The organism is Paenibacillus sp. H1-7, from assembly GCF_022354825.1.
Classification (GTDB): Bacteria; Bacillota; Bacilli; order Paenibacillales; family NBRC-103111; genus Paenibacillus_S.
The window spans coordinates 2,759,109-2,781,089 of sequence record NZ_CP031168.1 but is presented as its reverse complement, the minus strand read 5'-3'; the positions used below and the strand labels follow the sequence as shown (position 1 = coordinate 2,781,089).

The window sequence follows — 21,981 nt, the reverse complement described above, 5'->3', positions numbered from 1 at the left end:
CTATAAGAGTATACGAACCTCGATGCTCCATCTTTCCTGCTAATTCGCCGAGCAATTGCCCCGTTAACGGGCTTACAATGGGATCCGTACCATCCGGCCGGTTTCGGCAGACTCCAGAGCGGCCAGAATGATCTTGAGCGACTTCATCCCTTCTTCGCCGGAAATCGCGGGCTTCGTGTTAGCCGTAATATGCCCGGCAAATTCACGCACGATTCCGCTCTCCGTCTGCTTCTCGTTGGTGGCCACCTTGCCTATTTGATGCAGCACCTTTTCCCCATTGTTTTTCTCAACAATCACGTTATAGGTTGAATCCTCGATCAACCGCAATATGCCGTGCTCGCAGTAGAATACGGTGCTGTTGTCTTCCTTCGCTTTGTAAGTCCAGCTCGCGGCCAGCGTTCCGATAATGCCGCTCTCCGTCTTGACGATGCATACTGCATTGTCGTCCACATCCGTATTAGGCTTATGCAGCGTGCCGACGAAAGCGCCAACCTCGATGATTTCTTCGCCGAGCAGATAGCGCATGAGGTCGGCTTTATGTACGCCGAGATCGCCCATCGCTCCGATAAACGCAAGCTCCTTCTTGAAAAACCAGCCCCCGGCTCCTTCGATGCTCCATGACTCCGGACCGCCATGCCCGAACGAGGTGCGGAACGTTAATACTCGGCCCAGCTCGCCGCTTGCCAGCAGCTGCTTCGCCTTTTGATGCGGCAGCATAAGGCGTTGGTTATGCCCGATCATGAGCAGCTTGCCGTTTCTTTCCGATGCGGCGATCATCGCCCTCGCTTCCGCCTCGCTGACCGCTATCGGCTTCTCGCACAGCGCGTGCTTGCCCGCCTCCAAGGCGGAGATGGTGATCGGCGCATGCAGCGCATTCGGCGTACATACGCTGACTGCATCCAGCTCCTCGTGACGCAGCAGCTCGCGATAGTCGGTATACGCCTTCGCGCCGTATTGTGCGGCCATTTCTTCGGCACGTCCTGCGAAGACATCGGCGACTGCAACAATGTCCACATTCGGCAATTGCGCATATTCCGGCAGGTGTCTTCTTCTGGCAATGGCTCCACAGCCTATAACGCCTATTTTTATCGTTGTCATGATGATAAGCCTCCTAAATGATTGAACCGCCCAGTTGCGGGGCTGCTCCTCCGAAATCGGTCACCCTTTCACCGCTCCCGCAGTAATGCCTTGAATAATGTAGCGCTGCATCGCCAGGAAGAATACGATGATCGGCAAAACCGCCAGCGTCAAAGCAGCTAACGCCAGATGCCATTGGTTCGTATATTCCCCGAAGTATACATACGTCGCGAGCGGAATCGTCTGATTCGCCTTGGCGCTCAGCATGATGAACGGCAGCAGAAAGTCGTTCCAGATCCACAGCGAATGCAGGATCGCAATCGTTGTTGTAATCGGCGCCAATAGCGGGAGCAAAATCCGGAAAAATACGCCGACCGTCCCGCTGCCGTCTATCGTGGCCGCTTCCTCCAGCTCCAGCGGAATCCCCTTGACGAAGCCGTGGTACAGGAACAGGGCGAGCGGGATGCCGAAGCCCCAGTACATGATGACCATTCCGTGCAGCGAGTTGATCAGATGCAGGTCTTTTGCCACTTTGACGAGCGGGATCATCATCGTTTGAAAAGGAATGACGAGCGACGACAGAATGACCAGAAAAATAATATGGCTGACCGTTCCCGGATTTCGGACCAGCTGGTAGGCAGCCGCGGCACTGATCAGCAGGATGCCGAGAACGCCGGCTACCGTAATGATCAGCGAATTGGCGAAGACTCCGGGGAAATGAATCTGATTCCAGACGGTAGTGAAGTTGGTGAACCGGAACTGCTCCGGCAAGGAAGCCGTCGAAGCAAGGACCTCATTGTAGCTTTTAAAGGCGTTGACGAAGGTTAAATAAAGCGGAATAAAGAAGATAACGCCAAGCGCGATCATGAACAGCTCGATGATGAATTTTCCAGCGTTATAACGTTCATTCATTTACATCTCCACCTCCTTCCGCTTCATGACGAACACCTGTACCACGGTGATGGAGGCAAGCACGATAAAGAATACAACGGCTTTAGCCGAGCCGTACGTATATTCGTTCTTTGTGAACGCGTCCAAATAAATATGGAGCGCCAGCGACTCCGTCGTTCCGAACGGTCCGCCTTTGGTTAGCGCGAAATTCAGATCGAACACCTTGAATCCGTGGGAGATCGCTAGGAACAAGCATACCGTCATCGCCGGCATAATGAGCGGCAGTATAATATTCCACAGCCTCCGCCAGCGGCCGGCCCCATCCATCTGTGCGGCCTCTATCATATCGGTCGGAATGCCCTGCAGTGCCGCCAAGTAAATGACCATCAAATATCCTGCGTAATGCCATACGCTTACCAGCACCAAAGACCAGAATGCGTAGCTCGGCAGGCTGAGCCAGTTTTTTGCAAATATCGAGATGCCGGTCAGGCTTGCAATTTGCGGAAAGCCTTGTGTAATAATGAATTGAAAGATAAAGCCGATGATAAGCGAGCCGACGACATGCGGCAGGAAGAACACGGTTCTTAGCGCATTTTTCGTTTTCAAAGCCATATTCAAAACAAAAGCAAGCGCAAATCCAACGATGTTCACCAAAATCGTACTAACGACCACGTACTTTAGCGTGAAGGTAAAAGATCTTACAAACTCGGTATCGCTGAGCATCCGTGTGTAATTGCTCCACCCGGCCCATTTGACTTCGCTGCTGATGCCGTTCCAATCCTGAAACGAATACACGATTGCTCTCAGAAACGGCCACATGATGAATATCGTGAACAACAGGACAGCAGGGGAGACAAAGGCGATGTATAATAACCATTTTCTCGTTTTCGTTCGCGACATGATGCATACTCCTTTTCCCCGTTATAAACGATCAGCCTATACGCGATAACCGGAACAGCGACAATCGGCGCATGGGCTGATCCATGGGTGGGCAATTACTTTTTCACAGCGTTACTCCACAGCTTCTGAACCTCTTCCAGCACTTTTTCTCTGCTCATCTGCCCCCCGACATAGGCTTGCAGCGGCTTGGTAAACTGTACGTCCATTCCGGCCGGCCACAAGGAGTAAGCCCAAGGGATCGTTTGGTTTTTCTCCACATACAGGTTCATATCGTCAGCCAGAGGACCCAGCTCCTTCGTAGCCTTCATATCTTTAAATGCCGGAATCAAGTGCATCGAATCGACCAAATATTTCTGACCGTTCTTATGCATCCAGGTGAGAAATTTCTTCGCTTCCTCCAGCTGCTTGGAGTCTTTGTTGACAACGTAATAATTCGGGATGCCTACCGGAAGCTTGGTATCGGCGGGATTATCGGTTAGCGGAATGGCGAACATGCCGAATTTGAGATTCGGATTGACCTTCGTGATCAGCTCGATCGTCCAGACGCCCTGCTGCATCATCGCCGTTTTGCCGTTTGCAAACTCGGCTACCTGGTTGTCATAGCTGATGCCGACTGACTCTGCTCCTTTGCCGTACTTCGCTGTCATATCGAGCACATCAAAGAAATTGTTCATGAGCGGTACGTCTTGTACTTTGGCTGTGCCTGCGTTAATTTTGCCGATCAAATCGTTAGGATTGCTCGCATAGGCGAAAGGCAGGTTGAACAGGTTGCGGCCAAGCACGAAGCCTTCCTTGTAGCCTTCGGCATAGGAAGGAATACCCGCTGCCTTCAGCTTCTCATTCGCCTGCTTCAGCTCCGTCAATGTGGTCGGCACTTTGTCGATGCCTGCTTTGGCAAACAAATCTTTGTTATAAATGAATCCGTAGCCTTCCATCGCTACCGGGAAGCCGAACTTTTTGCCGTTGATCGTCATCCCTGGAAGCGCCGTATCCATGACTTGGCTCATCCATGGCTCATTCGACAAATCGTACAGCCGCTCGTTCCAATCTTTAATGCCGCTGAAGCTTTTCACGAAGAAGATATCCGGCTCATCTCCGGAGGCGAATCTCGTTTTGAGCATCGTATCTACATCTCGGATCACTTGGGCATCGATCGTAACGTTCGGATTTTCCAACGCATAATCGGCTGCCATTTGCTTCACCTGGTCGGTTACTTCCACCTTCCCTTGAATCAGCTTCAAAGTGACCTTCGGGGCGCTGGACTGCGCCGGCGCAGCCGTTTTGGCCGGTTCATTCCCTCCGGCACAGGCTGACAGAATGGACACGGTTAATGCCGCTGTTGCCGTTAGGGCGACCCACTTGTTCTTTTTCATCGTATTCCTCCTCGGTACTCTGTGGATTGACTTGATAGCTTTATTGTAAAGAGAAGCCGACGAATTCGACATGGAATATACGCGCTGAAACAAGGAGTTATTTAATCTCATTCCTCTTTCGATACGGAAACGGAGACATGCCGGCATGCTTCTTGAACACCTTGCTGAAGTAGTTCTCATCGTCGTAGCCGAGCTGATTGGCGATCTCCGCTATCGGCATGTCGGTGCCGGAGAGCAGCGCCTTGGCCCGCTCCATTTTTAAATCGGTCAAATAGGTTACGATCGTCTTATGGTACGTCTCCTTGAACTTCTTGGAAATGTACTGCGGACTGAAATGGAACTGCTCGGCCAGCCGGGAGAGCGATACGTCCTCATGAAAATGGCTGTCCAAATAGTCCTTGATCTCTTCCATACTGCTGCCGGACGAAGCTTGCTGCGTCATATGATCGATCAGTAAATGAACCTGGCCGATCAGCACCCGCTCCCATTCGTCCAAATCGTTGATCCACATCGGCAAAAAGGCCGACTGCGCCATGCCCTGCGGTATCGAAGCCAGCTGGCTCCACCGGCCGAGAAGCAGATTGGCCTCCATCGTGCATACCTGCAGCTCCTTAAGCTTCAATGTTCCGTGGCTCCGGAGCATGTGAACATGCTTGCGCAGCAGCTCGGTTGCGAACGGCTTATTGCCGGATTCAATCGCTTTTTTGAGCAAAAATTGCTCATTCATCAGCTGCGGAAGCTCGCCGGTTGCCGGTATGGACGCTTTGACGCTGTTGGTCCCGTTGGCCTCGTCGCTCAGCACGTCCCCGTTAAGGAGCCTCGCTCTCGCCTCCCCGATCACCGTGTGAATATGCTCAAGCTGAGCACGCGCAGCGCTCGCGCCGATCAATACCTCCAGCCGCAGCGTTTGCTGCCAGGCCCGCTTCAAGCGCTCCAAGTAAAACCTGTGATCCGCTTCGCCCGCACCCATAGCTTCGCCGTCCATGACGAGCAGCCATTGATAGTCGTCCAGCCGACACAAGGCACTGGCCATAGGTCCTCCCAACGTATAGCGGGCAACATTGTCCACAGCAAACGAGAAGAGCTCCTCGTCCATCATGAACCGTTCGCTTAAAATCTTCATCCGGTTTTTGGGCAGGATGAGAGCGGTTTTCAGCGTTCTGCCGGCGAGGCCGCGCTTCTCCGCGATTTGCCGGATGGACGATGTGAACGGCGCTTCGCCACGGAAGTAGGCTGCGAGCTTCTTATCGCCCACCATTTCGTCGGCTTTACGCACCAAATAGCTCTGTTCTACGTCGATCTGCTTCGTACCCGACTTTTCCCGCCAGGCTTGAATCGCCTTTTGGAGCGCTTCCTCGACGTCCTTTCGCCGAAACGGCTTGAGAATATAGTCCACTCCGTTCGCCTTAATGGTAGCGCGCGTATATTCGAAATCGCCGTATCCGCTAATAACGACGACCTGCGTGTTAAGTCCTTCCTCCCTGATTTTGTCCAGCAGCTCGATCCCGCCCATGACAGGCATTTTCATATCGCAGAACAGGACGGCCGGCTTGAAGCTTTTCAGCTTCTCCAGCGCTTCCATTCCGTTCTCGGCCATATGCCTTTCGGTGATGCCGAATTTCGCCCAATCGATGGACAGCTCGATGCCTTCTCTTACATGCTCTTCATCGTCAACAATCAGCACATTCATCTCAAGTTCCCTCCTGAATCGGAATGATTAGCACGATTTCTGTCTTCTCATACGGCTTGCTCTCCATAGTCCAAGCGAACCCGTCGCCGTATGTAATCCTGAGCCGCTGCAGCACGTTGATTAACCCGATGCCGTCTTCCTCCGGCTGCAGAAGCCGCTGCTTGGCGAATCGTTGCTTCAGCTGTTCAATAGCCGTTTGATCCATTCCCCGGCCGTTATCGATAATGCGAAGGATCAGCGCATCGTCCATCGTAATCTCCAGGCGGATGGCCCCTTGACCTGTCCCGCTTTCGATGCCGTGTACAATGCTGTTTTCCACCAAAGGCTGCAAAATCATTTTGGGAACCATCCTCTTCGCTGCAGACGACTCACAATGTATCGTATACGTCAGCTTGTGCTTAAAACGGGATTCCTGAAGCGACAAATAATCGCGAATATGATCGATTTCCTTCTGCAGCGCTACCGTCTCCGTATCCAGATCCATGCTGTATCGCAAAATCGCCCCGAGCTGGGATATTTTATCGCTGATTTCCTCTATATTATGGCGAAGCGCCGTCGTACCTATCGATTGCAGCGTATTGTACAAAAAATGCGGATTGATCTGCGCCTGCAGCATTTTGAGCTGTGCCGTCGAGATTTCAATCCGCTGCTGGTACTCCCGGATAATCATCTCCTTCAAATTGCGCACCATCGTCTGAAAGCGCAGCTCCAGAATGCCGATTTCGTCCTCACGCGTCTTGAACTGCTCCACGTCGAATTGTCCGATTTCCACGCGTGTCATATTGCGGATCAGTCTTTTGATCGGTGCGATGGTGGAATAAGACAGAATGACCGTAAACAAAATAACGAAAGCAAGCGCAATAAATTGGATAACCATGGAGCGATCCAACGTTTGTTTGGCCGCCTGATTGATGAACGTGGAGGGAATGAACTTTACAATCGTCAGCGGCATCTCGAGAAAACGGTCGCTCACCGCAAGAAAGACCCCCTGTTCTCCCCTGAACTGTCCATCCCAGTGAGTCTGCTGCGGCTCTTTCGTAATGTCCCTTAAAGTCGACTCATCCAGATGAGGAGCGGATTCCTCACTCGATGCATAAATCAGCTGTTGGCTGTCGTTCATATAAATAAACACCGATTCATGATCGGGGTCGAGCAGCTGCGTACTGAGCCGTTTAATTTCGTCCATGGTAAAATACATCGACAGCAAGCCGAGCACATTCGGCTTCGGATAGTCAATCAGCTTGCGGTTAATAACTAGAAACCGGCTGTCATTCATTACCTTTGTCTCGTAAACGGGCAAATTCGTCCATTCGTCCTTAACATTCGGCGGAAGCTGCGGCTGCTGCGGCGAGCTCCATACCGAGTAGTTGAATTTGATATATTGTTGTCCGCTCATTGCGCTGTAATAGTTAACGAGCTTGATTTCCGGGCGGCTGAAATATAAGAAGGCGAGCTGCCGGTCGATATAGGAGCCGCTGTCAAAGTCCGGCTTATCGAGCCATAAATAATTGATCAAGCTTTGATCGTAATACCACGAAACGGAAAGCTGGTTGAGCTCTTGCAAATATTTTTTCAAATTGTCCATGCCGATGTTCATCGTCTTATGGTTTAACTCAATCATATTGGCCTCTAGGGCGGCGGAGGTGGAACGATACGAAATCAGATTGGAGCAAGTGAAAGGAATGACTGTAGCCATCAGCATCCATACGAGGAATTTCACGAGCAAGCTGCGCTTGTACATTGTAGTCACCGGCCTATGCTAGTTTTGAAAGCGTTTTAACATTATAGCAAACATCCCGAAACAAAGGATATGTAAAATGTGAGATAAGAACTGGATTATTTTAATCACTTTTGGTGCCGGGAGCAGTAACTGAAGCATAACAACAAAAAAGCTCCGTAACGGTGTTTATCCACCGCTCGGAACGTTCTATATACCGGTGCTGCAGAATCTCATAATAGTCGTTCTTTAATAGACGCTTTTAAATGACGATAATTTTCGTTTATCATCTCAATTTCACTTTCTCTGCTGTCAGTCCCGTTGATATTATACTTACCTTGATGTACCCCGTATAGATTATAAGCTTGTTGCTGTTCATTCCAAGTTAAAAGAAAGATATATGTTTTGCCGCTCCCAGCTTTCCGGTATAGTCCGGTTGGGAATTCTGTTTTCCCGGGCTTGAGTCCATTATCTGTAATGTACGTCGGCTCTATTATGGATATTGATTGGGAAGAAGTAACCCTATTGTCACATTTTAGAACTTGATCAACAATCACTTCTGTAAACATTCGTTTACGTTCTATTCCTATTTTCTCTTCAAGAACATAAGTTTTAGGTTGTGAATTGGAGGTCACAGTCGCTTTTACGATAAGGTTAACTTGAGGATGATTTATTAAATCATCGACATTGGAAAAGGGGATCACCCATGCCTGCGTACCGACTTCGTTAACTGTTATTTGTTGATCTGCATACAAGTACCAGGCTATAGAAATGAGACATAAACCAGGTATTGAGTAAAGTGATTTTCTTCTCACAATCGCTCCCTCCTTAAGGTAATAATAGACTATTTTCAGCTCGAAAACGATACCCGCCCGTACGATAAAAATGCTTTCAAGAAAAGAAAAATCACCTTTCTCCATACCGTGCAGTCCACAGAGAAAAGTGATTTTCTTCTTTTGCTATTTTACATAAATCGGAGTTGCCTTAAAGTTGTCGATCATACTTTCGCTGTTGAAGCTTCTAACACCCACCCTGCCTTGAGTGAACGCCGTTCCGCTTCGATCGGTGTAGTCAATAACAGGCGAATCTATCCCGTCGACATAAACTTGGATCCTCGTGCCGCTCGCTACGACCTTCAAATGCTGCATTTTGCCGGCCATCCCGGCTCGTTCTGCTTTGGCCAACAGTTGAAAGTTATAGTTAAACTTGCCCAAGAATACACCCTCTGGTGTCAAGTAAGCATAGTAGCCCTGGAAAAAATCGTCCCGGTTCTGATTGTATTCCGTTCCGTCAGCCGGGTTGTTCACACGGAAAATAATCCCCGCACTGCCTCCAGCCGGCGTTGCCCCGCCTAACTGAATATCCGACTCTACAATATAGTCCGACCACCTTCTGTCACCTAGGACGGATTTCGGATACCCCTTCGGACTGGATTTATATACGCCTTGTTTGGGGACGGTCGGGTCATTATGGAACCGGAAGCTGTAAAAGTCGAATTCGCCGGTGACAATCTCCACTTTGATGGTGTGACGGCCTGCAGGAAGGGTAATCCCGTCCTTCGATACCGTCTTCCACACATGGAAGCCTCCCGTATTAGGAATATCGATGATCCCGGTCAGATCGTTCTGATCATCGAGCCACAGCCTGACTTGGCTGCCTTCCATCCCTGTAGCCAACCGCAAATCCAGCTTGTATGTACCGGCTTCGGCGACATTCACGTCGTATTTCAGCCATTCGCCGGTTTGGTTCCAGCCCGTTGTGTATCCTTCCGGAAGCAAGCGGATATCGACGTCATCGGTTCGGTATAAGCCGCGTATGTTGTCCGCTGTGTTGTCATGGTACGCGACACCTTCCCCGCCGTTCATATAATCCACCGCCAGTACGGTTCCGGGTAACGCTTGGGGGTTATTTAAAGTCTGAAACGAGAGGCTGGCGAAATCATATTCCCCCTGAACGATTTCCACCTTAAGAGTATGATCGCCTTCCGGAAGCATCAGGCTTCCGAGCTTGACATTCTTCCAGTTGTTCCAGCCTCCGGTATTCGGGATATCCACGACTCCGGTCAAGTCGGTTACATCATCGAGCCACAAGCGGATTTTTCCGCCATCCAGCGCCGTTGCTACCCGGACGCTAGCTTCATAAGAGGCAGATTGGCTTACGTTCACGTTGTACTTCAACCACTCGCCGGTCTGGTTCCAGCCTACGTTCCAGCCGCCCTTCGGATTGCCGCGAATGTCGACCCGGTCATCACGGTACTGTCCGCCGATATTCGCCGGCGTATTGTCGTGATAGCCTACGCCTTCGCCGCCTGTGTTGTAATGAACGGCTTCCACGAGGCCCGGGATCGTTGCGGGTACCTCGTAGGATACGAACTTCAGCCTTGCAAAATCGTATTCCCCTTTATACGTATCGAATGTAACGGTATGCCGGCCCTCCGGCAAATACACGTCCTTGGATACGGAGGTTTGCCATGTGTTCCAATTCGCAGTTGCCGGAATCCGGATCGGACCGGTCAGATCCGTCCGATCATCCAGCCATATACGCGCTTGATTATCGCTGAAGGTCGTAGCCGCCGTGACCTCGACCCGGTACGTTCCGGCACGCTTCACATCGATGTTGTATTTGTACCATTCGCCGGCTTTGTTCCAACCGATGTTCAGCCCATTGAAATTGGTGTTCGTGCGTATATCGACGGAATCGCTCCGGTAAGTGCCCCCGATGTTCTCGGGAGTGTCGTCGTGATAGGCAATTCCTTCACCGCCCGTATTGTAAAAAGGCGCTTCGATAATGCCCGGCACCGGCTTGGGAATGTCAAACGGAAGCTCCTCCCCTGTGTCCACCCGCCAGCCTGGCTCGAACTTGGACCAGCCGGAATCGTCGCCGTCATTGAAGTCGTCGGACACGGACAGCGCTTCGGCCGTTCGGCTAAACTTTAATGAACCAAGCTCGAGCGGTTTTCCAGCTGCCGTCACCTTGAGTTTATGCAGTCCTTGCGGCAATTTGACATTCGACACGATCGCATTGCTCCACTGATCCGCACCGCCTGTTGCAGGAAGCTGCACCAGAACCGGCTTCTCGTCCGATTCCTCTAGCTCCAGCTTGATTCGGGTATCCGCTGCCGCCGCATATCGGATGACGACCTGATAGCTTCCCGCTTCGGCTACGTTGATGTTATACTGCAAATTTCCCTTATCGAACGATGCGACATGATAGCTGCCGTCTGCATCTTTTTTGATCTGAATCGGGTCATGCTTGCGATCGTCTTTGTCCAACTTATCGGTTCCGCGCGGTAAATAATGGACGGCTTGAATATCTCCCGGAATCGGCTTGTAATCGGTATTGGCGTGGCTGCCTCCCACCTTGCCGCTAAAAGCGACATAACCAAAATCCGCATGCGCATCCGTCGTCATATAGCCGATTCTTCCTTTGCCCAGACGTTCGACGGAACGAGTCTGTTTGAGCATGCCATCGACATAGATGCGATAGTCTGCGCCTTCCTTTTCCACACGAATTTGATGCCACTTCGTATAATCGTAACCGGCCGGAAGCGGAGTTGTTACCCGTTCCATATCTTTGCCCCCGATGCGGAGCGTGGTCTCCAGCCGATTGTGGTTACGGTTCAGGACGGCAGTAGCGTAGTTATTCTCATTGACATAGGAAAAAACCGCACCCATCAGCGGATTAGCGCTGCTGCCCTGCTCTACCTGCTTCAAGTTGAACTCTGCCGTGAAGTCGTCGTCTGTTGCTTGCCGGGACAAGAGCATAGCGGATCGTTCCGGCTCTCCCAATGCTTCTTGAGATAACGTGCCTTCCTCCAGGATTCCCCAACGTCCTCCGCCGACCGCTTTCCAATCATCTCCCAACTCGTTACGTTTGAACCTGTCGCTAAAGTCGGGCATGGCCGGGTCAGGCTGCTCGGCTGTCGTAGGACCGAGCACAAGCATGTTGTCCCCGTTCCAGGCGATCCGATCCATGTTCAGCTGCCGTCCCGGATTGGCGTGGCTGTGGTACACGATATAATCGGTGTCCAGGTCGGGACCGCGGACGATCGTGTTATGTCCCAGACCGGCATGGTTCCCTTCCGTGGACAAGAGAATCGGATTCTGCGATACCGCCGGCACAAACCCCTTGAGCGGATTCGTGCTGCTTGCGTAGTCTACACGGTAGGCATCGCTCCAGATGTGGTTTCCGGTGTAGGTCATATAATATTTCCCATGACGCTTGATGACGGTCGGCCCTTCCGTCCAGCCCTTCATTGCGGCTCCGGTATTCGACTTTTCCCCGAATGTATATGGATCGGACATCGGCCGGACATCGATATTTCCGCTGCCTGTACTGTAGAAATACCACTGCCCGTCATCGTCGATGAACACATGTCCGTCAATGCCGGTGACTTTGCTGCCCGTTCGAGCCGTGAAGGGCCCTGTTGGACTGGAGCTCTTCAATACGCGATGACCGCGAGGCGTGCTGCCGTCATCCTGAAGCAGCGCCGTGTACATGTAAAACTCGCCGTTCCAGTAAACCACCTCGGGAGCATAGGCTCCCTTCGTAACCGGCTCGGTGGCGCATAACCCGCGGTATTCCCAGTGAACCAAATCCTCCGACGACCATACCTTCACTCCAGGCTTATCGTCAACCGTACTGGTGTACAAATAATAGGTTCCGTTAAATTTCAAGATGAAGGGATCGCCTTCCCCGTAAAAGTTCCCGTTATCCCAACGCCACGATTCGGGCACCGTTTGCGGATTGCTGTAAGTGAATCCTGCTGCAGGAAAAGATAGGATCAGAATAAATGCAAAGAGACCCGTCAGCCATGCTCTCATTAAACATCAGTTCCTTCCATGCGGATTCATTGATAGGTGCGAAATTCATGAGAATGAATCTCTCCCTATCAGCACAAATCGTTCTCTCCGGCTCCTCTGTCCCCGCTGCTATTCTCGGGTGACTTCGAGAACGTAGACGGAGGTCGCTCTCAGTGAGCAATTCACCTGACCTTGCGAAATAGGCAATTCATGAGCCTCGCATATAACGGCTTCCGGCTGGTGTACACTGTTTATCGCTTCATAATGCTCCGCCGTCAATTCAAGCAGCCGGGCTGTTCCCGTCTCGGCGAAGCCGCCTAGCTTGACTTCGGTCATCGTATGTTCCAGCCCACGGTTCACTATAAAGATCGATAGCATGTCTCCATGCTCACTTATGCAAGCCACAACGTCCAAATTCGGTAAATCGCCGGGCTGCGGCGCGCCAGGCACAGGGCTGCTCAGCTTGTAGCTCCCGCATTCGATCCGGCTCTGAACGACATGCCCCAAATTCCGATTGGCATACATTTTCATCATGTGATAGGTCGGGGTTCCGTAGACGGTTAAGGATTTCCCGCTCCAGCCCTTCGATTTCCCGCGAAACTGATCCGCGTAATAATCCCCTACCCGGATGCATCCGCCAAGCCAGCCGTTGACCAGGTCCGAAAAGCTGCCGATCTCGATCAGGTCGCTGTTGCGAATAAATTCGTTCAAATTCGCCGCATTTGCCACCGCCGCTTCCAACGTGTGCTCATTGGGGAGACCTTTGCGGACGGTATTCGGATAATACATGGTGTTATACTCCGTAATAGCCAATTTGAGATGGGAATACCTTGGATCCGATCCGAACATCTCCCTTATCTGCCGGATCGACTCTCTTGTCCACTCCGGATAGGAAACGATCGCTTTATACCGCTCTTCTGCGGGCGTGCGGCCGTTCATTCCGAAACGGTTGTAACCGTGGTACAAGTGGAGCGTTACATAATCCATGTGTTCGGCGGCCCGCTCGAGCAATGCACGGTTCCAATCCATCCTCGTATCCCCGCAGGCGAGCAGCACAATGCCGGGATCAGCGGCTTTCATGGCTTGGGCAAAGCGCACGCACCGTTCCGCAAACTGCTCGGCATTGCAATGACCGACCTGCCACGGACCCCATACCTCGTTGCCGATCTCCCAATATTTCACGCCGTACGGTTCGGGGTGACCGTTCTCCGCTCGCAGCCTCCCCATCGGCGTGTCGGCGCCGCCATTGCAATATTCAATCCATTGAGCCGCTTCTTCCGGCGTTCCCGAGCCGTCATTGACACAAATGAGCGGCTCCACGTTCAAATCGCGGCAAAACCGGATGAACTCATCCGTGCCGAAGTACTTGCTCGTCCAGCCTCCCCATGCCTCGTTGACGACGCATGGCCGCTCGTACACAGGACCGATAGCCTGCTGCCAGTGATAGGCGCTGATATAATTTCCCGCCAGCCTCATCATGCCGGCGTTCAGCTCCTTGGCCATATCGATGACTTCCTTGCGGACATTGCCGACACTGTCCGATGGCAACAGCGAGATATGGTCGAGCCACAGCATCCCCGTCGATACATGATCGAGCCACCGGTCGTGCTGAGCGGGGACATACAGCCGGAACTCCGCATGCTCGCAATCCCTCTCTACGGTGAGGCTCGTTTCATAATGCAGCCAGTCGTGGCTGACCAGATCGATTCGCGACCGGCTAAGCACTTCTCCGCTCATCCTGTCCGCGATTTCGGCAATAGCGAACTTGATATCGACGGATGCTCTTGCATACAGCTCCATACGGTAGCCACGAGGATCCCGCTTTACGGCTATAGCCTGGCTTACGCCTGCATAGCCTTCGTCATCGCTATACATGCGTACTCTCTGACTGTGTCCGGAATGATGCGCAGCAGCGGGCTCGAGAGTATACATGGTGTTTTTCCCATTCGTATACGGGCGCCATTGGCCGGAAAGCCCCCTGTATACGTCGTCCGTACTTTCAAAATCCATATCCGTAAGGGGATATGCCAGCATGGCGTCCATGTGGTCGCGGATGTCTTCTACAAAGTGTCCGAATAAATAAGGGTTAATCTTGTGTTTGCCTACCTGATCCGGCATCACCCGGATTGTGGCTGTTGAATTCATCATCGAAATGGGACTCCCTTCCCTTCGTTTATCCTTTCAAAGAACCGATCATAACGCCTTTCACAAAATGCCGCTGCACAAACGGATACATCAGCAGCACCGGCAGGCTGGAAATGATGATGACCACATACTTGATGCTTTCGGCCAGCAGCACTTTGGATTCCAATCCTACGTTACTGTCGACGGCATCCGCCTGGCTCACCATAAGCACCTCGCGCAGCACGAGCTGCAGCGGATACAGCTCTTTGTTACGAATGTAGATCAAGGCGTTGAAGTACGAGTTCCAGTGGCCGACCGCGTAGAACAGGACCATTACCGCCAATATCGGTTTGGATAAGGGCAATATAACATGCGTGAGCAGCTTCCAGTTGGAGCAGCCGTCCATATGGGCCGCCTCCTGGAGTTCCCAGGGGATACTCGATTGAAAATACGTTCTCATGACGATCAAGTTATAGGTGGCGATGGCGCCGGGAATAATCAGCGCCCACATCGTATTAACCATGCCCAGACTCTTCACAAGAAGATACGAAGGAATGAGGCCTCCGCTGAAAAACATCGTCAGCGTAACGAAGAACATAATGCCTCCCCTTCCGGGCAAATCCGGCCTGGAGAGCGGATAGGCAGCAAGCGTCGTCATGATCAGGTTGATCGCTGTGCCTACAGCCGTATATATAATGCTGTTCAAGTAACCGTTCCAGATCTGCTCGTTCTCAAATACATTCTTGTAGGCTTCTAAAGTCACTTGCTTCGGCAGCAATAGCACCTCGCCGTTCAGCACCAGAGCCGGGTCGCTGAAGGAAGCGCTGACAATAAACAAAAGCGGATACAATACCGCTACCAGCACTAGTGCGGCCAGAGTATTCACGATGGCATCGAATACCTTTTCATCCGAATGCCCCTTCTTGAGCGTATGTTCCCTCATCGCTGATTCCTCCTCACCATAAGCTCGTCTCCGCTTTTTTACGGGCAAATCGATTGACCAGCACCAGCAGCGCCAAATTGACTAGAGAGTTAAATAAACCTATGGCTGCCGTATAGCTGTACTCTCCTTTCAAAATGCCTGTGGTGTAGACAAAGGTAGAGATGACGTCGCTGGATTCCAAGTTCAAATTATTCTGCATAAGCAATATTTTCTCGAAACCAACGTTCATAAAATGCCCGACATCAAGAATCAGCAAGATCACGATGACCGGCAAAATACCTGGAATCGACACGTGCCAAATGCGCTGCAGCCGGCTGGCCCCGTCCATTTTGGCCGCTTCATACAGCTGCGGGTTGACTCCGCTAAGAGCCGCAATATAAATGATCGATTGCCATCCCATATTTTGCCATATATTGGATCCGATGAAGATTGTCTTAAACCAGCGGGCCGAATCAAGAAACCGAATGGGCTCTGAGCCGAACGCCTGAAGGATGGCATTCACCGGACCGCCCCGCGGAGACAGAAACAGCATCAGCATGCCGACCATAACGACTACGGAAATAAAATGCGGGATATAGGTCACGTTTTGCACAAGTTTGCTGAACGCTTTGCTGCGAATTTCATTAATAAGCAAGGCGAGCAGGATCGGGACCGGAAAAGCAATGAGCAAGGAGAATAAATTAATCGAAACGGTGTTCCACAGCAGCCTCCAGAAATAGTAAGACTCCACAAAGCGCTCGAAATGATCGAGTCCCACCCATTTGCTGGCGGCGATTCCCTTTGCCGGGTTGAAGTTTTTGAATGCGATCTGCAAGCCGTACAAAGGTCCATAGTGGAACACGAGATACCAAACGATCGGAACCAGCAGCATGAGGTACAGATCATACCTGCTCCCCACCGCCTTCCAAAGGCTGGAGCGCCTCGACTTGGATCGAGACGCCGTGCCTGCCGTGTTCGCTGTTATCTTCATCTGCAGCCCTCCCAACCAGCATGGGTTCTTATTTTTGCTTTTTCAGGTTATCGTAGGCTGCCTGATACAGCTTTTGCAGCTCGTCGATGTTCATTTTCTTCAAAGTGGCCTGGAATTCTCCCCACTTGTCGAAGCTAAGGGCTCCCGCTATAAACTTAGTGCTCTGCTCTTCGTAATATTTATCGATATCGTTGCGCAGCACGTTGATTTTTTGCGCGGTTTCTTCATCGAACATAGGGGCCGCATAGCGGATTTTCGGCATGTACGGGTCCAGCTTCTTTTGAGCCTCCTGAACCTGCGGCGGATTGATGTAAGAAGCGACCTTATCGCTGATCAGATGCGGCGCCCCGCCTCCTGCATAAGGCGTAATTTTCGATTGGTTGCCTGTGGCAAGGAATGCATCCGTATAATAAGGAATCCCGTCGCGCAATTCATAGTTTTCTCCTTGACGGCCGAAACGAAGCTTGGTGGAGCCTTCGTCACCGAAGAAGTAATCGATCCAGCGCATGGTTGCTTCGGGATATTTGTTAACCGAGGTGATGGCAAAGGCGCCAAAGTCCCTCGGCACCGGAGAGGCGAGCTGCAATCGGTCGCCATGAGGCCCTTTTACAGGAGCTGTACCAATATATTGGTCCGATACTTTACCATCCAGCATGGGATTGTTCGTCTGGTCAAAGAAGTAACCTGTATTTCCAGTCCCTTGTTTGGCCAAATATTGCGCTTCCTTCTGGGTAAACAGCTCCTGATCCAGCAGCTTTTCCGAATAAAGCTTGTTCAAATACATTAATAATTCCTTATTCTTATCGCTGCCCATCCAAATACTTACCTTATCGTTAGCCAAGTTGATGTTATAGCCGAGCTGGAAATCCAAGCCGAACGACCCGGCCATGACGGGGACGATGCTTAGACCGTTTCGGGCTGTCATCGGAATCTCATCCTGCTTGCCGTTGCCGTTCGGATCCTTATCGCGAAACGCTTTCAAAACCTCGTAAAGTTCGTCCGTCGTCTCAGGCTCCTTGAGATTCAATTTTTTCAGCCAGGCTTGATTCATCCACCGTTTGTCGGTTCGTGCCGACCCCACCGTCACAATGCCCGGGATGGCATAAATATGCCCTTCCGGAGTTGTAATTGCAGAGCGTATCTCCGGATACGTTTCCATCAGCTTTTTCAGATTTGGAGCGTAGGCATCGATCAGCTTCTCCAGCGGGATCAATTGTCCGCCCGAGCCGTAGCGGATGGCCTCCAAAGGAGTAAGCCCGGAACGGTACAGCGCATCCGGCAGCTCATTTGACGCAAAGAGCAGGTTCTTCTTCTCATTGAACCCGTCCGTCGGCGCCTCGATAAACTCTACCTGGATGTTGCTCATCTTCTCATAGTCCTGGAACACCGGCATATCCTTGAAAGGTCCGTTGCTTGGAGCGATTCTCGTGAACATCTTCAGCTTAATCGGTTCCTTGACAATGGGAAAACCCGCCGCAGCCACATTGTTTGCAGTCTCATCTTTCGCCTTGTTCCCATTTTCGTTACCAGAATTATTCGAATTGCAGGCGCTAAGTGTTAATCCGGATACGACTACGGTAGAAAGCAGTACTGTCCCCCAATTTCTTTTCATCCTTCTATTCCTCCCATCAAGTGGTTCCCCCTCTGAAAAGAAAGCGTTTTCCATCGGAGCTGATCTCATTGTAACCGTTTTTTTGTTATCGCCCGTTCCAAATTTATGACTTTCCATTCTACTTATTTGACGGTTTCAAACGATCTGCGTACACCTGAGGGGTCATCCCCGTTATACTCTTGAACACCTTGAAAAAATACGTGTAATTCAAAAAGCCGACTTGGCTGCTGATTCGTCTCAAGGAATAGGAGCCGGACTCTATCAGCATGCAGCTTGTTTTGATGCGGTGCCGGTTCAAATATTCGGTGAACGTCATTTGTGTCTCCTCTTTGAACAATCTGCTTAGGTAGGACGGATTCAAGCTAAGGGCCTGTGCCGTAATTTCCAAAGAAATATTAGAGGCATAATTGTCCGTTATGAACTGAACGGCTTTCGTAACATGTCGCGAGTAAGGCCCTCCAGCGTATTGCTGCTTAATAGCTTCTACGACGCGTCCGTAGTATTGAATCAGCCACTGTTCAAGCTCGCCGATGCTTCCTATTCGTCCCAGATCGCTCCGCGACGGAAGGTGGTGGTTTCCATCCATTGGCACATGGGAAAAATACCGTTTCCAGACCATGTCTACCATATGAAGCATTTCGCGCACCAGCATTTGTACCGCCATGGAATAGACCGGCAGCTCCTGTACCGGAGCCAAAACAGCAGCAATCACCTGGTTAATTCGCTCTTCATCCAATTGCTCCAAATAAAGCAGCAGCTGCTTCTGCTCCTCTAACAGCAAGGACTCCCGCAAGACGGATGGGCCCGTATTAGGATACAGCAGCTCTTTAATCTGTTGACTGGCATTGTCGAAGCTGCCCCCCAATTGCTTCACCCCTCCACAGAGCGGCCCTGCAGCATAAATGCATTTCAAATTGAGAAATTTGTCGAGCGCGTGGGAGAGTCCGGTGAGCTGCTGATGGATATGGGCGTTCACAGCATGCTCGCTGCGCTCCGCAGAAGAGAACACAACGATAAAGCGACCCTCACCCACGTAAGCTACCGTCCTTTTATGGATATCGCCAACCGCCATTTGCATCATGTCCTCCGCCTGCTGCACAAAGCGGCTTTTCTGCACATCGGTAAGGGAGTCCGTCAGAAGCAAAAAAGGAATGATCTGCACGGCAGCGGCTCCAAACTTGACGGAATCGGCATAGAGCCGATTTTCCCGGGCATACGATTCCAGCGCCGCTCCGGCTTCATGCGCATCTCTGGCTAAGCCCGACACATACTCGCGATGAATGACCGGGCTCAGCCTTTCAATGATTTTGGATTGAGCGCTGCGGGCTTCATGCTCCCGTTCTTCGAATTGCAAATCCTGAACCGCTTTGTTCAGCAGCGACAAGAGAGCTGCCGCATTTAAGCGATGCTTGAGCAAATAATCCATAGCTCCATTGGTCAGGCATGCCCGGACGTAATCGTAATCGTCAAAGCTGCTCAGCATGATCATTTTCACTTTGGGGTAACGTTCCTTTATGATACGGCTAAGCTCCACTCCGTTCATGGACGGCATGCTTACATCCAGGATGGCGATATGAGGGACGAGCTGCTCCATCATGGAAAGCGCAAGCGGTCCGCTGGATGATTCGCCGCATAGGGTGAATCCATGCTTTTCCCAATCGATCAAACCTTTGACATCGTTGCGTGCCAATGCCTCATCGTCAACCAATAATACCCGAAACATCGGTTCTCCCCCCTGCTTCCAAACCATGAATTTCTTAACCTACTTCACTTTGATCCAGGAAAGGAAAACGGATTTGCACCCGCGTATACTGACCTGGCTCGCTATAGAGAAACACGCCGTACGACTCCCCGTACAGCCGTACAATGCGCTCATGCACGTTGCGGACTCCCATCCCGCTGAAGCGTGAACCGGCCTGGTCGCTTTTCGCTTCGAACAGCGCCTCTATCTGCTCCTTAGACATGCCCTTGCCGTTGTCGGTGACTTCGATGATCAGCTCTTGCCCTTCTTTATAGATTCGGATGACAACCAGACCGCCATGCTCCGCTGAAGTAATCCCATGAATGATCGCATTTTCCACGATAGGCTGCAGCATCAGCTTTAACACACGGCATTGCAGCAGCTCTTCATTTTCGATCTCCATAGTAACATCGATAGGCTCCACGTATTTGTACTTTTCAATGTTTACGTAGCTGCGAACGTACTGCAACTCTTCTTGCAGGGTAAGAAATTCGTTCGAGTTCCCCAGCACACCGCGCATCAGCTCGATGAGCGATTCCGATACTTCCACAATATTCGGCACTCCGTTCAGCTTGGCCAAATATTTAACCGTATTCAATGTGTTGTAGAGAAAATGGGGGCGGATCTGGGCTTGCAGCACGGCTAGCTCCGCTTCTCGCTTCTGCCTTTCTGTGGCCATAATCCCTTCAAGTAAGCGCTTTAATTCTTCAACCATCCGTCGGAATACCTGATAGAGCTGACCGATTTCGTCATTGGAGCGGATCTCCGCAGCGGGCAGTGTCATATTGCCATCCATCACATGCTTCATCATAGATCGCAGCTTGCGGATATTTCTAGTAATACGCGAGGAAACCTGTATTGTGCCGATAGCGATAATGATAAAAACGATAATGGCGACCTGAGCCAGCACATTGCGAATGCGTACCGTTTCGTTCAACAGCGATTCCATAGGAACCAGCGCTAAGGTGGTCCATCCGGTATACTCCGATTTTCGGCTGATAACGAGATACGATTTTCGATGAATTACTTTTTCCACCGAGGCATTGGAACCGGCCAGCTCTTGACTCAGGCTTATAACCGTATCTTTGTCCAGTCCGGACGTCCCCGGCTCATAGATGAACTCGTTCTTGTCGTCGATCACATACAGCTTGCTGTCTGGAGTCGGCTTTACGTCATAGGTCTTCTTGATGCTGTCGGCATTGAGGTCGAATAGGACGAGCCCGATCACTTTGCGGTTATACCGGAGCTCTCGCCCCGTAATAATGGAATCGTTGAAGCCCGCCTGATGGTAATACGCGCGCCCTGAGCCATGCTGCAGGAAGTACTCCATCATCGGGGTGTTTAATACGGTTTTATCAAGCCAGGGAGAGCCGACGAAATACACTTTCCCGTTCAATCCGACGACGGCAGCTCGAGAAATGTAAGGCTTGTAGGCTATCAAGGCAGATAGAAACTCCTCCAGCCGCTTCTGCTCCAAGAACCACTCATAGCTCGGCTCTTGGGTATCGCTCTGTAAGGTGGCCAGTACCGTATTATTGGTAGCGACAACCGTGTTGAGCCGTCCGATTTCTTCCAGCCGCACATTCACGGATTCATCAGCTTGCCTTATGCTTTCCATGACGGAAGTAAATGCGTTATTCTTGACCGTTTCTCTCATATACAGATACACAATACTCGTCACAGCAACAATGCCGAATAAAGTCACGAGACTGAAGGCGACGAAAATCTTTCCCTGGATGCTCACGCTTGGTGTAAACAGTCTTTTTAGCGAATATAGCCTCATGTACCCGCTCCTTCCCCGCTAGATGAATACAGGAAAAACAAGCACCCGGTCCGACCCGGAGCTTGATCCGTTGTTCTATATACTCGAGCAGGTTAATATACACAGCAATCATACAATGCGGGGTAATAAGTTTGAATACAGTTATTAGCACGAAAAGTGAGTATTTCCGACATGCGCAAAGCCTTGCAGCCTCTAGGCATTCTCGTTTGCAAGCTGTGAATTGTTTCACAATTTGGACAGGATCGTCTCCATTCAATCCCTGTCTTCTTATGGAAAACGGCCTGCCACTAAGGCAGACCATTGGGTAAATTTAAACGCGAAATCTGGACAACAGCCCCTGCAGCTTCTCCGCCATCTG

14 protein-coding genes are annotated in these 21,981 nt (G+C 51.1%); all 14 read right to left on the bottom strand.

Features of this window, described 5'->3' with window-relative positions:
• Positions 1–72: 72 nt before the first annotated feature.
• Positions 73–1,098, bottom strand: coding sequence for a Gfo/Idh/MocA family protein (locus tag DVH26_RS12350; protein WP_239633983.1), 1,026 nt, complete (start codon positions 1,096–1,098; stop codon positions 73–75).
• Positions 1,099–1,158: 60 nt separating this feature from the next.
• Positions 1,159–1,989 (bottom strand): carbohydrate ABC transporter permease, encoded by an 831-nt coding sequence (locus tag DVH26_RS12345; protein WP_239633982.1) that lies wholly within the window; start codon positions 1,987–1,989, stop codon positions 1,159–1,161.
• A complete protein-coding gene (locus tag DVH26_RS12340) occupies positions 1,990–2,868 on the bottom strand; it encodes a carbohydrate ABC transporter permease (protein WP_239633981.1) in 879 nt (292 codons plus the stop codon).
• Between the two features lie 95 nt (positions 2,869–2,963).
• Complete coding sequence (locus tag DVH26_RS12335; protein WP_239633980.1) at positions 2,964–4,241, bottom strand: ABC transporter substrate-binding protein; 1,278 nt, start codon at positions 4,239–4,241, stop codon at positions 2,964–2,966.
• 97 nt (positions 4,242–4,338) lie between these two features.
• Entirely contained in the window at positions 4,339–5,931 is a 1,593-nt protein-coding gene (locus DVH26_RS12330) for a response regulator transcription factor (RefSeq protein ID WP_239633979.1), read from the bottom strand.
• 1 nt (position 5,932) lies between these two features.
• Entirely contained in the window at positions 5,933–7,672 is a 1,740-nt protein-coding gene (locus DVH26_RS12325; protein ID WP_239633978.1) for a sensor histidine kinase, read from the bottom strand.
• A 209-nt stretch (positions 7,673–7,881) separates the two neighbouring features.
• A complete protein-coding gene (locus DVH26_RS12320; protein ID WP_239633977.1) occupies positions 7,882–8,463 on the bottom strand; it encodes a hypothetical protein in 582 nt (193 codons plus the stop codon).
• A gap of 144 nt (positions 8,464–8,607) precedes the next feature.
• Entirely contained in the window at positions 8,608–12,471 is a 3,864-nt protein-coding gene (locus DVH26_RS12315; protein ID WP_239633976.1) for a carbohydrate-binding protein, read from the bottom strand.
• A gap of 108 nt (positions 12,472–12,579) precedes the next feature.
• Entirely contained in the window at positions 12,580–14,598 is a 2,019-nt protein-coding gene (locus DVH26_RS12310) for an alpha-L-arabinofuranosidase C-terminal domain-containing protein (protein ID WP_345774048.1), read from the bottom strand.
• A 25-nt stretch (positions 14,599–14,623) separates the two neighbouring features.
• Positions 14,624–15,517, bottom strand: coding sequence for a carbohydrate ABC transporter permease (locus DVH26_RS12305; protein ID WP_239633975.1), 894 nt, complete (start codon positions 15,515–15,517; stop codon positions 14,624–14,626).
• 13 nt (positions 15,518–15,530) lie between these two features.
• Positions 15,531–16,487, bottom strand: a complete 957-nt coding sequence (locus DVH26_RS12300) for an ABC transporter permease (protein ID WP_239633974.1) — start codon at positions 16,485–16,487, stop codon at positions 15,531–15,533.
• A gap of 28 nt (positions 16,488–16,515) precedes the next feature.
• A complete protein-coding gene (locus DVH26_RS12295; protein ID WP_239633973.1) occupies positions 16,516–18,099 on the bottom strand; it encodes an extracellular solute-binding protein in 1,584 nt (527 codons plus the stop codon).
• Positions 18,100–18,217: 118 nt separating this feature from the next.
• Entirely contained in the window at positions 18,218–19,822 is a 1,605-nt protein-coding gene (locus DVH26_RS12290; protein WP_239633972.1) for a response regulator transcription factor, read from the bottom strand.
• 34 nt (positions 19,823–19,856) lie between these two features.
• Positions 19,857–21,623 (bottom strand): cache domain-containing sensor histidine kinase, encoded by a 1,767-nt coding sequence (locus DVH26_RS12285; RefSeq protein ID WP_239633971.1) that lies wholly within the window; start codon positions 21,621–21,623, stop codon positions 19,857–19,859.
• Between the last annotated feature and the right edge of the window lie 358 nt (positions 21,624–21,981).

What these genes read in the sequence shown, in the direction of transcription:
- DVH26_RS12350 (WP_239633983.1), bottom strand. Translation starts at nt 1,098, where the DNA reads ATGACAACGATAAAAATAGGCGTTATAGGCTGTGGAGCCATTGCCAGA.
- DVH26_RS12345 (WP_239633982.1), bottom strand. Translation starts at nt 1,989, where the DNA reads ATGAATGAACGTTATAACGCTGGAAAATTCATCATCGAGCTGTTCATG.
- DVH26_RS12340 (WP_239633981.1), bottom strand. Translation starts at nt 2,868, where the DNA reads ATGTCGCGAACGAAAACGAGAAAATGGTTATTATACATCGCCTTTGTC.
- DVH26_RS12335 (WP_239633980.1), bottom strand. Translation starts at nt 4,241, where the DNA reads ATGAAAAAGAACAAGTGGGTCGCCCTAACGGCAACAGCGGCATTAACC.
- DVH26_RS12330 (WP_239633979.1), bottom strand. Translation starts at nt 5,931, where the DNA reads ATGAATGTGCTGATTGTTGACGATGAAGAGCATGTAAGAGAAGGCATC.
- DVH26_RS12325 (WP_239633978.1), bottom strand. Translation starts at nt 7,672, where the DNA reads ATGTACAAGCGCAGCTTGCTCGTGAAATTCCTCGTATGGATGCTGATG.
- DVH26_RS12315 (WP_239633976.1), bottom strand. Translation starts at nt 12,471, where the DNA reads ATGAGAGCATGGCTGACGGGTCTCTTTGCATTTATTCTGATCCTATCT.
- DVH26_RS12310 (WP_345774048.1), bottom strand. Translation starts at nt 14,598, where the DNA reads ATGATGAATTCAACAGCCACAATCCGGGTGATGCCGGATCAGGTAGGC.
- DVH26_RS12305 (WP_239633975.1), bottom strand. Translation starts at nt 15,517, where the DNA reads ATGAGGGAACATACGCTCAAGAAGGGGCATTCGGATGAAAAGGTATTC.
- DVH26_RS12300 (WP_239633974.1), bottom strand. Translation starts at nt 16,487, where the DNA reads ATGAAGATAACAGCGAACACGGCAGGCACGGCGTCTCGATCCAAGTCG.
- DVH26_RS12295 (WP_239633973.1), bottom strand. Translation starts at nt 18,099, where the DNA reads ATGAAAAGAAATTGGGGGACAGTACTGCTTTCTACCGTAGTCGTATCC.
- DVH26_RS12290 (WP_239633972.1), bottom strand. Translation starts at nt 19,822, where the DNA reads ATGTTTCGGGTATTATTGGTTGACGATGAGGCATTGGCACGCAACGAT.
- DVH26_RS12285 (WP_239633971.1), bottom strand. Translation starts at nt 21,623, where the DNA reads ATGAGGCTATATTCGCTAAAAAGACTGTTTACACCAAGCGTGAGCATC.